The organism is Jatrophihabitans sp., from assembly GCF_036388195.1.
GTDB lineage: Bacteria > Actinomycetota > Actinomycetes > Mycobacteriales > Jatrophihabitantaceae > Jatrophihabitans_A.
On the sequence record NZ_DASVSG010000108.1, the window covers coordinates 1 to 13,459 of the forward strand.

Below are 13,459 nucleotides of genomic sequence, written 5' to 3' on the forward strand. Positions count from 1 at the left end.
AGAGGGCCGGTACCGATCAGGTACCGGCCCTCTCTGCGTCACAGCCGAACAGCTACCAGCGACTGTGGGCCTCACGCAGGCCCGCAAAGACCCCGCAGCAGGCGCGAGAGCTACTGCGTGGACCTGGTCGCCGAAGGGGACGCCGACCGGCTCGGGCTGGACGCCGGCGTGCCCGACGAAGCCGGGCTGCTCGGAGCCCGCGAGGTCCCGGTGGGCGTAGCCGTCGGGGACGGCGCCGCGGTGGACTTGGCCTTGGCCAGCGCCGCCGAGATGGCGCTGTCGATCTCGGCCACCGTCACACCGGCAGAACCGACCCGCTTCCCGTCCACGAACACCGCTGGCGTGCCGTTGACGCCCCGCTTGGACGCAGCCTCCGTCACCCCGGCCACCAGGTCCTTGTGCTCGTTCGCGGTCACGCAGGTGGAGAAGCTGGCGCTGGTGATGCCCGCCTCCTTGCCCCAGGCGATCAGCTGCGAGTCCGGCCGGCCCTTGCTGTTCTCCGCCGGCTGGTTGTTCTGGCCCGAGGCGTTCTTGCCGTACAGGATGTCGTGGAACTTCTGGAAGGTCTCAGGGCTCTGGTCCGCGGCGCAGTACCCGGCGTTCGCCGCCCGGGACGAGTACTTGTTGCCGTTGGACAGCGAGTCCAGGAACGACATCACGTGGTAGTTGACCTTGATGTTGGTGGCCTTGATCTTGGCCGCCAGGTTGGTAGCCAGCCCGCTCTGCTCCAGCGCGTTGCAGGTCGGGCACTGGAAGTCCTCGTAGAGGTCCACCAGCACCGGCGCCTGCTGGTTGCCGACCCTGACCCCGGTCGCGCTGCTGGCGTTCGCCGCGTCGACGTCGCTGGAGATCTTGGCCCGGCTGCCCTGTACCCCACCCCCGATCAGGGTCACCAGCAGCACCACCGCTGCCGCTCCGGCCGCGATGTAGCGCTGCTTGTACCGCAGCTCCGCCTCGGCGGCAGCCACCGCGGAGCGGTACCGGCGGACGTTCTTCTCGCTGCGGGCCTGCTTGGCCGTGAGCTCGGGCACCCGCTCGGAGTCGATGATCGCCTTGTCGGCCGACAGCCTGCTCAGCGGCCAGCGGATCAGGTACGCCGACAGCGCCAGCAGCGCCAGGTCGCGCAGGATGTCCAGGGTGTAGCTGGTCGAGGTGGTCGGCCCGCCGCCCCGGCCGAAGCAGCCGCACTGGATCTCCAGGCCGCGGGCAGCCGCCTGCACGATCCCTGCCAGGAACACCAGCAGCAGCGCCGCGCTGACGATCGCGGCGTACCGGGTGATCAGGCCGAACAGCAGCAGGAGGGCCAGCACCAGCTCCAGCGTCGGCAGGCCGTAGCCGATCGCCTTGCTCAGCCACTCCGGGGTGGCGTCATAGGCCCGCACCACCTGGACGAAGCGGCGTGGGTCGCCGATCTTGGCCAGCGCGGCCCAGGCCCAGACCGCCGCGAGCACCACCCGGACGGCCAGGCCCGCCCAGCTGAGTCGGTCTCCACGTGGGGACAGCCGGGCGGACAGCGCTGGGAACCTCACGTCGTAGAACCCCTTACTTGATGTCAGCCACCAGTGGCAGGTCGTGGGCGACCTGCGCGGCCTCGTTGTTGCTCTGCAGGAACGCCACCCGTGCGTAGTCGTCCGTACCATAGAGCAGCACTTGGGACGAATGGGTCCGGCCCTCGTCCTCGGCGAGTGTCACGTGCGCGGCGACCTGCGCGGCGTCGATCTCCGACTGGGTCCCGCGCAGCCCGATGAACCTGTTCGGCAGCCCCGGATCGAACTTGGCCAGGTAGCTCTTGATCACCGCGGCGGTGTCGCGCTTGACGTCGGTCGTCACGAACACCACCTGGGTCTGCTTGCGCACCTCCTCGGGCACCTGGCGCAGCCCGTTGGCGATGTCGGCCAGGGTGGTCGGGCAGACGTCCGGGCAGGTGGTGTAGCCGAAGAACAGCAGCGTCGGCTTGCCGGCCGTCTCGGCGCCGAACCGGAACTCCCGTCCCGCGGTGTCGGTCAGGGTGAACTGCGGCCGGGGCCGCGGCGGCGTCAGCGCGAGGCCCTGGTAGGTGCTGTCGGTGTGGTCGTTGAGCTCGCCGCGGACCTCGGTGGCGGTGCTGCTCGGTCCGGTGGAGCCGTCGGATCCGCAGCCGGCCACCGACAGGACGGCCAGCACGGCGAGCACCGCGGCGGCGGCACGTGGTCGGCTCATCTACGGCGCCACGGCGATCGGGGCCGGCGCGGTCACCGCGATCACCGGGGCGGTCAGCAGCAGCTGCCCGGCCTTGGCGAAGGTGAGCTGGAAGTTCACGCTCTGGCCCGGCTTGAGCGGGCCGTAGAGCTTCTCGATCATGACGTGCCCCTTACCCGGCGAAAGGGCGGCACTCCCCTGCGCCGGAATGCTGAGCCCGGCGCTGTTGCGCATCGCGCCGGAGGATTCGACGTGCAGGCTGGCCTGCGCCCCGGCTCCGGACTGGACCGTGGTCAGCACGTCCGCGACGCCGGTGGTGTTGTAGATCGTGAAGTACGCCGCGGCATTGATCCCGTTCGCCGGCTCGCGGACGTAGGCGCCGCTCACCACGATCGGCCCGCGCGGCACGGCGGGGGCAGCAGCGTCGGTTCCGGCCGCCTGCGGGATGGCTCCCCGGACCAGGCCGGCCAGGCCCGCGACGATCAGGAGGACCGCGGCGACCAGCGGCAACGGAAGGCGCTTCACGGCGTCCATGATCCCTCAGCCTCGCCATGACTTCGCTGTGAGAACGCCGGATGCGTCATGCGGCACACATCTCTCAGGACACCTCGACCCGGGCGACTGCGACCGTCGAGTCGAATTCCGAGGTCTGGACGGTCAAGGTCAGCTCCCAGACCCCGGCGACCGGCAGCAGCACGTCGTTGGAGACGTAGCTGGCCGGCCCGCTCGCCTGCAGCGCCACCGGGATCGGCCCGAGCTGCTGGGACGGCAGGCTGGCGGTGGCCGTGACCCCGATCGGACGCGGGCCGCCGCTGAGCCGCACCGCGATCCGGACGTTGCCGTGCACCCCGGGCGCGACGTCGACCGACGCCCGGGTGACCGCGCTGACCTGGACCGTCGCGTGCCGGGGCTTGCTCCGCTCGGCCGCCAACGCCACCTTGCCCGGCGGCTGGAAGACCAGCACCCCGGTCGCGGCCAGCACCAGCGCGCCGATCACCACCTCGCACAGCAGCGTGCGGCTCAGCCCGGACGGCAATCCGAGCCCGGAGCCCCACCCGGCTGTGGTGGCTTCGGACGTCGTGGCTGTCGTTGCTCTGGACGTAGGGGCTGTCGTTGCTCCGGTCGGGGTGGCTGTCGTTGCCGTCGTTGCCGCGGGCATCGCGCTCGCGGTGACCGGTGCGCTCGCGGTGACGGGCACGTTCTCGGCGACCGGCGTGCTCGCGGTGATCGGCGCGTTCCTACGCTGGACCGCCCGCCGGGCCAGGTACCCCAGCCCGAGCACCGCGACGAACAGCGCCACCTTCAGCAGCACCAGCCGGCCGTACTGGGTGGTGGTGAGCGCGTCGAGCGCCCCGACCTCGCGCCAGGCCTGCAGGGTGCCGGTCACCGCCAGGGTGGCGATGCACACCATCGCGATCCTGGAGAAGATCGGCAGCCCGGCCGCCAGCTGCGCCCGGTCAGCATCGGCGCCCACCAAGCCGGCCCCGTCCGGAGCGGGCTCGTCCGAGGCAGACCCGTCCGAGGCAGACCCGTCCAAGGCGTCCCCGCCCGAGGCAGACCCGTCCAAGGCGTCCCCGCCCGAACCAGCCCTCCCAAAGCCAACCGGGTCAGACCCGGCACGGCTGAGCGCCGCCGTGAGCAGCACCACCAAACCGCCCAGCCAGATGATCATGGCGCTCAGGTGCAGGGCGTCCACCAGCACCCACAGCCAGCGCGGACTGGCCGACTGGGTGTGCCCGGTCGCGGCGAACGTCACCACGATCGCCGCCCCGACGGTGGCCGCCGCCCCGGGCCCGCCACTCGGCCGGCGCCGCGGGTCGCCGTCGAACAGCGAGGCGAGCACCATCCCCAGCACTCCGAGCAGCAGCACCCGCAGCGACAGCAGCTGGCCGGCGTTGCCGTGCAGGCTGGCATCGAGCAGGCCGGTGTCAGCGAGCGTCGACAACCCCGTCCCGGCCCCGTACGGCCCTTCCAGCAGGTACTCGGTGACGGCGCCGGCGGCGGCCAAGCCCCAGCCGGCCCAGACCAGCCGGCGGATCGAGCGACGGTAGCTACCGGCCGGCCACAGGGTGAACACCAGCCAGCTGCCGCCGACCATCCCCACCCCGGCGAAACTGAGCCAATGGCTGACCGCCAGGCCGGTCGAGACCGCGCGGTCGACCGGCGCCGACCCGGACGTCCCGGTGCCGAGATCCAGCGGCCCGTCGCCGACCACGTACCGGATGCTGCCGGCCACCGGATGCGAGTCCGCCGAGATCACCCGGAAGCTGGCCAGGTAGCTGCCGTCACCCAGCCCCGGCCTCAGCGCCACCGTCACCGAGCTGCCGTTGCCGCCCGGATGGGTCGGGGACCCCTTGTCGACCCGCCGGCCGCCTGAGTCGACCACCCGCAGGTAGCCCAGCTGCAGCCCGACCTGCTCGTTGAACCGCAGGGTCACCGACGCCGGCGACTGGGTGAGCCTGCTGCCGTCGGCCGGGTCCGAGCCCACCAGCACGGTGTGCGCCGACGCAGGCGGGGCCAGCAGGACGCCCAGCACCAGGGCGCCAAGGACTGCCAGCAGGACGTGCAGCCACCGCCTCACGCGGCCCCCCGATCCCGGCGCGGCAGGGCCCGCGACAGGCTGGAGCCATCGCTGCGGGCCGCCGGCCGGCCTGGGGTGGGCACCCGCTCGGCGCGCGCCAGGACGGCCACCAGCAGCAACCCCAGCACCACCCCGGCATGGCTGCTGAGCCGGGCGCCGGTGACCGCGCCGGCCAGCAGATCGGGCACGCTGAGCACCGCGAGCACCACCACGAACGCGAGCAGGATCGGCGCGGTGCCGGCTGCCCGGGCCGGCCGCAAGGCCACCGCAAGCAGGGCGGCGCCGACCGCGACGTTCCAGGCCGCGCTCTCGTGGGCCTGGTGCGCGCCCATGTGCATCGCCGCGTCCATCCCGATGTTCGCCCCCCACGCCCCCGGCGCCGCCAGCGCCCACTGCAGGACGGCCACCAGCGCCAGGCCGAGCTGCAGCAACCGTCGCCGCCGCAGCAACCGGGCCGCGGGCAGCCCGGCGTCGCGCAGGATCTGCTCGCTCAGGTCCGGTGGCGTGGCGCCGGACACCCGCAACAGCCGTCCGGCCCGGGTGGCTGTCGCCAGCCAGGTAGAGCACTCCTGACAACCTGCCAGGTGCTCGTCCAGCACTACGCTCGGCATGCCGGGAGCCTCGCCGTCCAGACGGGCCGACGCGGCTTCCCGGTAGGGCTCACAGGTCATGCTCAGGACAGTCGGATGCACCGGCTGTTCAGTTCCCGTCCTGTGGCCAGGGTCACGGGGTTAGGGTGCAGACACCAGACGAACCCATCCGTTCGCGCCCGCACGTCGAATTGCCTTCACACCCGCCTCAACACTTCCCGGAAGGAGACCCGGTGCCGCCAGAGCAGGATCTCGACGCCGTCACGCTGTCGGCGCTGCGGGCCCGGACCGGTGACTCCGAGGCCGCGACGTCGTTCGTCCGCGCCTGCCAGGGCGACGTCTGGCGGCTCTGCGCGCACCTGGGCAGCTACTCCGACGCCGAGGACCTGACCCAGGAGACCTTCGCCCGCGCCTTCGCGTCCCTGCACCGGTTCGCCGGCCGGTCCTCGGCCCGCACCTGGCTGCTCTCGATCGCCCGGCGGGTCTGCGCCGATGCCATCCGCACCCGACGTCCGAGCACCCCGGTCGCCGAGCTGGAGCTGCCCGGACGCGCCGTTGACCCCGCCGACACGGTCAGCCTGCGGCTGCTGCTCGACAGCCTCGACGCGCCGTTCCGGGAGGCGTTCGTGCTGACCCAGATGCTGGGGCTGGCCTATGCCGAGGCGGCCGAGGTGATCGGCTGCCCGGTGGGCACCATCCGATCCCGGGTGGCGCGAGCCCGCGACGCGCTGGTGGCCGGTCTCGGCGAGGGCGGCGTGCGGGCCGTCCGCAGCGCCGGCTGAGCTCCTCGAGACCGAAACCCCTGCCGAGCTGCTCAAGACCCGGAACCCCTGCAGAGCTGCTCAGGCGGGATCTGCGGCCGAACTCAAACCCGTCCCCGTGCGCGGACCTCCTCCGAAGCCCGCCGCTCGGCGATGAACGAGGCGAACGGAATCGTGCCGGCCAGCATCACCAGGCCCAGCTTCAGCCAGCGCCAGCGCAGCCGGATGCCGAGGTCCAGCGCCGTGACCAGGTACACCATGAACAGGAAGCCGTGCGCGGTGCCGATCACCGAGACCGGGCCGGGCTGGTGCGCCAGGTACTTCATGGGCATGGCCACGAAGGCCAGCAGGAGAAGCATCACCCCGGTGACGAACGCCAGGATCCGGTAGCGCAGGAGCGCCGCGGACAAACCACGCTGGCTGGCGGTCGTGGTGCTGGTCACTCGGTGGCCTCTCGGTCGGCGGCGCTCAGCTGCGCCAGGTAGGCGTTGAGTCTGCGCCGCTCCGGATCGGTCTCCTCCGCGGGGCTGGACGGAGCCTGGGTGTAGCCCCGGTACCGGCTCGCCGGGGCCGCGGACGGCCGCTCGGCAGCGGCGTCCCCGGCCGGCCGCCCCCGGTCAGAGACGATCCGGAACCACATCAGCACGGTGAAGCCGACGAAGGCCCACCACTGCAGCGCGTAGGCATAGTTGCGCAGGTCGCCGTGGTGCCGGATGGCGGCCCGCCACTGCCAGTGCCCGAGCCAGATCATCGCCGCGCAGACGGCAAGCGTCACCAGGTGCAGCAGCAGCCACTTCGGCCGCAGCAGCGTCAGCTTGCTCGGACGTCCGGACACGCCATCACGGTACGTCCTGCCGCTGGCGGCCAGCCAGGGCGCTGGCGGGTTTGCCCCGTCCGGGCTCAGCTTTCGAACGGGGGCCGTCCGGGCTTCCAGGCGTACAGCTCCAGGGCGATGTTGTCCGGATCGCGGAACTCCAGGATGTGGGCCAGCCCGATGTCCTTCACCCCGGCGTGGGGGATCCCCGCCTCGTCCAGCGAGCGGGCGATGTTCTCCAGATCGGCCACCCCGTCGACCAGGAAGGCGAGATGGTCCAGGCCCACCCGGTTCTCGTCGAAGCGGTCTCCGGCCGGCGCTGCTGGACGAAGCCCGAACAGGGCGGCGCCGACCCGGTAGATCACGCCGCCGAACAGGAAGCTCAGCTGCTCGCGGGTGGCCTCGTCCGCGCCTTCGGGCACCTCCAGGGCAATCGGCATCCCGAACACCTGCTCGTAGAAGGCTCGGGAGCGGGCGATGTCGGTCACGGTCAGGCGGACGTGGGAGTAGGCGGTGGTGATCGGCATCCAGCGATCATGCCACCGCCTCCGAGACGGCCTGCGCCGGCAGCTGGCAGGCTGGCGGGATGGATCCGGTGATCGTGGTCGGCGCGGGAATCGCGGGCATCAGCTGCGCCCGGGCGCTTGCCGAGGCCGGCGTGGCAGTGCAGGTGCTCGACCGTGCCGGGCAGCCCGGTGGCCGGATGGACAGCCCGCAGCACGCCGGCCGCCCGGTCGACACCGGCGCCTCGTACTTCACGGTGTCCGATGACCGCTTCGACCGCGTCGTCCGGGACTGGCAGCGACGGGGCCTGGCCAGGCCCTGGTCCGACACCTTCGAGGTGTACGAGCACGGCGCCACCCGGCGCACCGCGGGTCCGTCGCGGTGGGCCGCCGACGCCGGCCTGCGCGCCCTGGTTCAGGATCTCGCCGACACCGCGGGCCTCAGCGTCGAACGGGCCGGCGTCGAGCTCGTCGCCCGCGCCGGGTCCGGGCTCACCGTGGACGGCCGGCCCGCCTCGGCGGTGCTGCTGGCGATGCCGGACCCGCAGGCCAGAGCGATCCTGCAGCCGGCGCTGGCCGCCGAGCGGGCCGGGCTGTACGCCCGCTTCGATCCGGTGCTGGTGCTCAGCGCGGGCTGGCCGGAGCGCGTCTGGCGCCGCTTCGACGGCATGTTCGTCAACGGCGACGAGCGGCTGTCCTGGATCGCCGACGACGGCAGCCGGCGCGGGGACGGGGCGCCGGTGCTCGTCGCGCACTCCACGACGTCCTGGGCGGCCTCCCGGCTCACCACCCAGGACGAGGACGACGCCACCCAGCTCGCCACGCAGGACGAGGACGACGCAGCCCAGGCCCTGCTGCAGGCGCTGCAGGACGTGCTGGACATCGACACCGCGCCGTCCTGGACGCGGCTGGACCGATGGCCGCACGCCAAGCCCGCGGCCGGCCGGGCGGCCAGCTTCCAGCTGTGGCCGAGCCTGGTCGGGGCCTGCGGGGACGGGTGGTCGGAGCGGCCGCGGGTGGAGGCGGCGTTCCTGTCCGGCCTGCTGCTGGGCCAGGCGGTGGCACGGCGGCTGGGCCGACCGGGAAGCTGAGGCCGACCGGGAAGCTGAGGAGGGCAGCGCTGACACCGAGGTGACGCCACCGGCCCGGAGTTGGCATGATGGGTTCCATGCTTCTCGTCCGCGCCCTCGCCCGCCCGCTCCTGGCCGCCCCCTTCATCGCCGGTGGGGTGAGCACCCTGCGCAAGCCCACCAGCCGGGTTGCGGCTGCCGACCGGGTGGTGAACCCGCTGCTCGCCCGGGTGCCGCAGCTGTCCAACACCGAGCAGGTGGTCAAGATCGACGCAGCCGCCAAGGTGATCGCGGGCTCCATGCTGGCCTTCGGCAAGCTGCCCCGGATCTCGGCCGCCGTGCTCGCGGTCAGCCTGGTGCCGACCACGGTCGCCGGCCACCCGTTCTGGGATGAGCAGGATCCGGCCCGGCGGGCCCAGCACCGGCAGCAGCTGATGAAGAACGGCGGCCTGCTCGGCGGGCTGCTGCTGGCCTCGGTCGACACCGCCGGGCGCCCGTCGCTGGGCTGGTGGGCCAGGCGCACACCCCGGGTGCTCAGCCACGCGGCCAGCGGGCTGCGCCGGGACACCGAGCTGGCGCTGCAATCGGCCTCCCACAACGTCCGGGAGAAGCTTCCGATCTGACGCTCTGACTGCTCGCGCGCGCTCCGCGTCGCGGCTGCGTGCAGCCACGTCCGGGCGATCAGGCCATGAAGATGGTCAGCGCGCCCATCACCGGGAGCGTACAGTCGATAACCGGGGACAGCAGCGTCCTTGCCCTGGCAAGGGCGATTCGTTTTTTCGCGCCAGCTTGCTGGAGACATCTTAATGAGGACACGCATGACGGCACCCCCCGCGATCGGCGTGAACTGATGGCTTCCGCGTTGCAAGAACTTGCCGCGGCCTTCGCCGGCCTCGAGCCCCACGTGGTCAAGTCCGCCCCTGCCGAGAGTGTGCTCAACTCGATCACCAGCAACGCGGTGCGGGTGGTCCAGGGCGCCGAGCACGCGGCGATCACCCGCGGCCGGCCCGGGGCCTTCAAGACGGTGGCCGAGACCGGCGACGTGCCGCTCAAGGTCGACGCGATCCAGTACGAGCTCGGCTCCGGCCCCTGCGTCGATGCCATTGTCGACAACACCACCTACCACTGCCCCGACCTTGCCGAGGAGCAGCGCTGGCCGGACTTCGGGCGGCGCGCCGTGGAGGAGGTAGGCATCCGCAGCATGCTGTCCTACCGGATGTTCCTCGAAGACGACGACCTGATCGCCGGTCTCAACCTGTATTCCAGCAAGACCGACGCCTTCGACGAGGCCGCCATCACCACGGGCCTGCTGCTGGCCACTCATGGCGCCCTGGCGCTGTCGGCGCTGCGCCGCGGCGACACCGCCGCCCATCTGGCCCGGGCGCTGGAGAGCAACCGCGAGATCGGGGTGGCGATGGGCGTGCTGATGTCGCAGCACAGGATCACCCGGGAACAGGCGTTCGACCTGCTGCGGATCACCAGCCAGCACACCCACCGCAAGCTGTCCCAGATCGCCGCCGATGTCGCTGACACCGGCACCCTGGAGCTTCCCAAGCTCCAGTAGCGCTGCTCGGGCTAACGCTAGGGCAGGATGTCCTGGGCTTTCTGCTTGATGCCCTGTTTCACCATGCCCCAGGCGTTCTCGTCACTGGGTCGGAGCAGCGCGACACCCCTTAGCTTCTGTTTAGCTCGGGCCCTGACTGTTCAAGGTTTCCCTAGGGTGTCGTCGTCCTTCCTGTCTACTGGAGATGCCTGCCAATGGCAACGGCCTGCTGTCACGTCATTACATTCGGTGATCAGCAGTAGCGGCCGGGCTAGTCGGCCGATCCTCCAGAGCGCCCCTCGCGCGGCGGCACAGGCCAGGGCTCTTGCGGGCAGCAGGCAAAGCGAGTAAGTGTAAAAGCCTATTGTCGGCGATGAGAGCCCCAAGCAAGCGATCTCTTGGCGTCCGCCGGCTTGCGCGGAGAAGTCGCGCGCCTCTCTGAGTCCCGACGGCTACTGCCCGGTCGGTGACTGTTGCCCGCCGGAGAATCCCATGGCGCTGTCTGAGGAAGAGCACTCGAAACTGACCGAGGTCGAGCGGGAACTGGCCGCCGACCGGTTATTGGCATCGTTCTTCGCCTTTGCGGCGGCTGAACCAGGCCGCCCACGGCCCGGGCCGGCCCGGCGGATGCGGTGCTCGCAAGCCCGGCGGCGCTGAGCAGAGCGGCGCGGCTGATCGCGCAGGGCCGTCGCGGCCGTTCGCCGCTGACGCCTTGAGGACCGCCGGGGTCAGGACGTCCGGCGTCGCAGCGTGGCCGCGCCCAGCGCCAGCGCGGCCACGATGCAGGCCACCACCACCAGGACGTCGCGGATCAACACGGCATCGACGGTGCCCTGCCCGACCCGGCCCAGCCCCTCGACCGCGTAGGACATCGGCAGCACGTTGCTCAGCCAGCGCAGCAGGTCCACCATCTGCGCGCGCGGCGTCAGCAGCCCGCACAGCAGGAACTGCGGCAACACCACCGCGGGCAGGAACTGCACCGCCTGGAACTCGGTCCGGGCGAAGGCGCTCACCAACAGGCCCATCGCCATCCCCAGCAGCGCGCTGGCCATGGCCAGCACCAGCACCCAGCCCACGCCTGCCGGCGCGCTCAGCCCCAGCCAGCCGAACGAGATCAGGGATACCACGCCGACCTGGACGACCGTGGCGGCGGCGAAGGCCAGCGCGTAGCCGATCAGCAGGTCCAGCTTGGCCAGCCGGGTGGTGAACAGCCGCTCGAGGGTGCCGCTGGTGCGCTCGCGCAGCATCGCCACCGACGTCACCAGGAACATCGCCACGAACGGGAAGACACCCAGCAGCGACAGCCCGATCCTGTCGAACGTCCGCGGCGAGCCGTCGTAGATGTAGCGCAGCAGGATCATCAGCGCGCTCGGGACGACCACCAGCATCGCGATGGTGCGCGGATCGTTGCGCAGCTGCCGCAGCACCCGCCACGCGGTGGCCAGGGTGATCGACGGGTTCATCGGGGCGCCTGCTCGGACTGCTCGGACTGCTCGGACTGCTGGGATTGCTCGAACTGCTCGGACTGCTGGGACGCCAGCCGCAGGAACGCCTCTTCCAAGTCGTCCGCGCCGGTCTGCTGCCGGATCGCGGCCGGGGTGTCGTCGGCGTACAGCCGGCCCTCGCGCAGCAGCAGCAACCGGTCGCAGCGGGCCGCCTCGTCCATCACGTGGCTGCTGATCAGGACGGTGCTGCCGGCTCGGGCCAGGTCGTGGAACAGGTTCCACAGGTCCCGCCGCAGCACCGGGTCCAGCCCCACCGTGGGTTCGTCCAGCACCAGCAGCGGCGGTGACCCGACCAGCGCGCACGCCAGCGACACCCGAGCCCGCTGGCCACCGGAGAGCGCGTCCACCCGGTCGCCGGCACGGTCGGCCAGGTCGACCGAGGCCAGCACCTGATCGATCCGGTCCGCGCCCGAGGTCAGCGCGGCGAAGTACCGCAGGTTGTCGCGCACCGACAGGTCGGCATAGACCGACGGCGCCTGGGTGACGTAGCCGATCCGGGTCCGCAGCGCCCGGTCACCGGCCGCCAGGCCGAGCACGGTGACCGTTCCGGACCGGACCTGCTGCACCCCCACGATCGCGCGCAGCAAGGTGGTCTTGCCGCCGCCGCTGGGCCCGAGCAGGCCGGTGACCTGCCCGGCCGGCACCGCGCAGCTCAGGTCGTACAGCACCTGGCGCTTGCCCCGGTAGACGACCAGGTTCTCCACGGCGACTGCTGGCTCGGCCATACGCAGCTCCGGAAACTCCGACGGACACCCCTATTTGCGCCGAAGATTACGCCCTGCCTGGAATACCCCGGCGGATCTGACTGCGCGTTACGCGATCCGCGCGAACCAGAGTCCGGATGTGGGGCGTCGATGACTGCGCACGCAGCCGCTTGAGGTGTTGCCCTCGATCGTGACGATCTCACCGCCGCCGGCGGACCACACCCAGCCCATGTGATCGCTGCCGACGCCGAAGACGTCGCCGGCCTGGGGTCGGCTCACCAGCTTGCCGTGCTGCGAGGCCCAGGTGTGAACCGACCGCACCGCGCCCGGGGTGTCCCACGGGGTGCGCCGGTTGCGGTCGGTGGCGTTGTCCCAGCACCACGACACGAAGTACGCGCACCACGGACTGGGCGGATAGTTGCCGAACCAGCGGACATAGCGCTGATGGGGCACACCGCCGTTCTCGCCCTGCTCGCAGACGCCGGCTCGAAGCTCGGCCCCGGCGTAGCGCAGCGCCTTCATCACCCGCGGGTCGGCGGAGGCCATCAGGGAGCGGACCGATTCCTTGGTGGTGTCGAGGGTGGTGTCGAGGGTGGTGTCGAGGCCAACCTCCACCGCCCCGGCGAACGCGGCATCCGTCGGAGGTGGCTGCTGCTGCGGTGAGTCGACCGGTTCGACGTCCGCCAGGGCGTCTGCCGGCGTGTCCGGGGTGCTCACCCGATGCCTCCGGCCCGCAGCATTCCCAGACCAGCACGCTCGCCCAGCCGTCTGGCGGCCTCTTCGGCCTGCAGCCGGATACCCGGTGGGACCGGCCCGGCGCCGCACTTGGGGCAGTACTGCGCCGACATCGGAAAACTGTGGTTCTTCGGGCAGCCGATGTAGCCGGGGGCAGCCGTCCAGATCGGCGCGTTGACGGCCGCCTTGAACCCCGAGTTGGACGCCAGGTTCTGGTACGCCTGCGCAAGCGCCGCATCCATCATCTGGTCCGCCTCACGCCACAGCGGATCCTCCGGATGTGCCGGATACAGCGCTGGCGGTTGCGTGCTCGGATGCTTGGCCATCCACGCTTGCTCGAACATCCTTCGAGCTGCGCGGACCTCCGGCGTGCCTGCGATATCCATCTGATCCCCCATCAGCAGCGGTCTGGGTGATCGTCCTCGCATTCGACGCAGCGCGCCATAGCTGGAACTGACATAACAACCTCGGCTCA

The 13,459-nt window shown here is 71.5% G+C and carries 17 protein-coding genes; 5 read left to right on the forward strand and 12 right to left on the reverse strand.

Annotated elements, in window-relative coordinates; genetic code table 11:
- Positions 1-110: 110 nt before the first annotated feature.
- The 5 genes from VF612_RS11050 to VF612_RS11070 form a co-directional block, all read right to left on the reverse strand.
- The gene (locus VF612_RS11050; protein WP_408659905.1) at positions 111-1,529 is read right to left on the reverse strand and encodes a MauE/DoxX family redox-associated membrane protein; all 1,419 of its coding nucleotides are present in this window, start codon (positions 1,527-1,529) and stop codon (positions 111-113) included.
- 13 nt (positions 1,530-1,542) lie between these two features.
- Positions 1,543-2,199, reverse strand: coding sequence for an SCO family protein (locus VF612_RS11055; protein ID WP_408659906.1), 657 nt, complete (start codon positions 2,197-2,199; stop codon positions 1,543-1,545).
- Positions 2,200-2,712: a copper chaperone PCu(A)C gene (locus VF612_RS11060; RefSeq protein ID WP_408659907.1), complete on the reverse strand. Its 513-nt coding sequence runs from the start codon at positions 2,710-2,712 to the stop codon at positions 2,200-2,202. It abuts the gene before it with no gap.
- A 64-nt stretch (positions 2,713-2,776) separates the two neighbouring features.
- Complete coding sequence (locus VF612_RS11065; protein WP_408659908.1) at positions 2,777-4,759, reverse strand: copper resistance CopC/CopD family protein; 1,983 nt, start codon at positions 4,757-4,759, stop codon at positions 2,777-2,779.
- On the reverse strand, positions 4,756-5,430 hold the full coding sequence (locus tag VF612_RS11070) for a zf-HC2 domain-containing protein (RefSeq protein ID WP_408659909.1): 675 nt from the start codon (positions 5,428-5,430) through the stop codon (positions 4,756-4,758). The genes VF612_RS11065 and VF612_RS11070 overlap by 4 nt, the downstream gene beginning before the upstream one ends.
- Before the next feature lie 152 nt (positions 5,431-5,582).
- Here VF612_RS11070 and VF612_RS11075 point away from each other — a divergent pair, with 152 nt between their 5' ends.
- Complete coding sequence (locus tag VF612_RS11075) at positions 5,583-6,131, forward strand: sigma-70 family RNA polymerase sigma factor (protein WP_408659910.1); 549 nt, start codon at positions 5,583-5,585, stop codon at positions 6,129-6,131.
- 83 nt (positions 6,132-6,214) lie between these two features.
- Here VF612_RS11075 and VF612_RS11080 read toward each other — a convergent pair whose 3' ends face one another.
- The 3 genes from VF612_RS11080 to VF612_RS11090 all read right to left on the reverse strand — a co-directional run bounded on the left by VF612_RS11080 (position 6,215) and on the right by VF612_RS11090 (position 7,451).
- A complete protein-coding gene (locus VF612_RS11080; RefSeq protein WP_408659960.1) occupies positions 6,215-6,520 on the reverse strand; it encodes a DUF3817 domain-containing protein in 306 nt (101 codons plus the stop codon).
- Between the two features lie 29 nt (positions 6,521-6,549).
- Positions 6,550-6,945 carry a hypothetical protein gene (locus VF612_RS11085; protein WP_408659911.1) on the reverse strand — a complete coding sequence of 132 codons (396 nt, stop codon included), beginning with the start codon at positions 6,943-6,945 and terminating at the stop codon, positions 6,550-6,552.
- A gap of 65 nt (positions 6,946-7,010) precedes the next feature.
- Positions 7,011-7,451, reverse strand: a complete 441-nt coding sequence (locus tag VF612_RS11090; RefSeq protein ID WP_408659912.1) for a VOC family protein — start codon at positions 7,449-7,451, stop codon at positions 7,011-7,013.
- Positions 7,452-7,510: 59 nt separating this feature from the next.
- On the opposite strand from VF612_RS11090, the gene VF612_RS11095 reads away from it, so the two are divergent.
- The 4 genes from VF612_RS11095 to VF612_RS11110 all read left to right on the forward strand — a co-directional run bounded on the left by VF612_RS11095 (position 7,511) and on the right by VF612_RS11110 (position 10,697).
- Positions 7,511-8,518 carry an NAD(P)/FAD-dependent oxidoreductase gene (locus VF612_RS11095; RefSeq protein WP_408659913.1) on the forward strand — a complete coding sequence of 336 codons (1,008 nt, stop codon included), beginning with the start codon at positions 7,511-7,513 and terminating at the stop codon, positions 8,516-8,518.
- 77 nt (positions 8,519-8,595) lie between these two features.
- Positions 8,596-9,120: a DoxX family protein gene (locus tag VF612_RS11100; protein WP_408659914.1), complete on the forward strand. Its 525-nt coding sequence runs from the start codon at positions 8,596-8,598 to the stop codon at positions 9,118-9,120.
- A 227-nt stretch (positions 9,121-9,347) separates the two neighbouring features.
- On the forward strand, positions 9,348-10,061 hold the full coding sequence (locus tag VF612_RS11105) for a GAF and ANTAR domain-containing protein (RefSeq protein WP_408659915.1): 714 nt from the start codon (positions 9,348-9,350) through the stop codon (positions 10,059-10,061).
- Between the two features lie 471 nt (positions 10,062-10,532).
- Positions 10,533-10,697 carry a hypothetical protein gene (locus tag VF612_RS11110; RefSeq protein WP_408659916.1) on the forward strand — a complete coding sequence of 55 codons (165 nt, stop codon included), beginning with the start codon at positions 10,533-10,535 and terminating at the stop codon, positions 10,695-10,697.
- A 71-nt stretch (positions 10,698-10,768) separates the two neighbouring features.
- Here the strand turns inward: VF612_RS11110 and VF612_RS11115 are convergent, their stop codons facing one another.
- From VF612_RS11115 to VF612_RS11130, 4 genes are all read right to left on the reverse strand, one after another.
- Positions 10,769-11,503, reverse strand: coding sequence for an ABC transporter permease (locus VF612_RS11115; RefSeq protein ID WP_408659917.1), 735 nt, complete (start codon positions 11,501-11,503; stop codon positions 10,769-10,771).
- The gene (locus tag VF612_RS11120) at positions 11,500-12,270 is read right to left on the reverse strand and encodes an ABC transporter ATP-binding protein (RefSeq protein ID WP_408659918.1); all 771 of its coding nucleotides are present in this window, start codon (positions 12,268-12,270) and stop codon (positions 11,500-11,502) included. Before VF612_RS11120 ends, VF612_RS11115 begins: the two co-directional genes overlap by 4 nt.
- A gap of 87 nt (positions 12,271-12,357) precedes the next feature.
- Complete coding sequence (locus VF612_RS11125) at positions 12,358-12,966, reverse strand: CHAP domain-containing protein (RefSeq protein ID WP_408659919.1); 609 nt, start codon at positions 12,964-12,966, stop codon at positions 12,358-12,360.
- A complete protein-coding gene (locus tag VF612_RS11130) occupies positions 12,963-13,382 on the reverse strand; it encodes a hypothetical protein (protein WP_408659920.1) in 420 nt (139 codons plus the stop codon). The genes VF612_RS11125 and VF612_RS11130 overlap by 4 nt, the downstream gene beginning before the upstream one ends.
- Positions 13,383-13,459 lie beyond the last annotated feature (77 nt).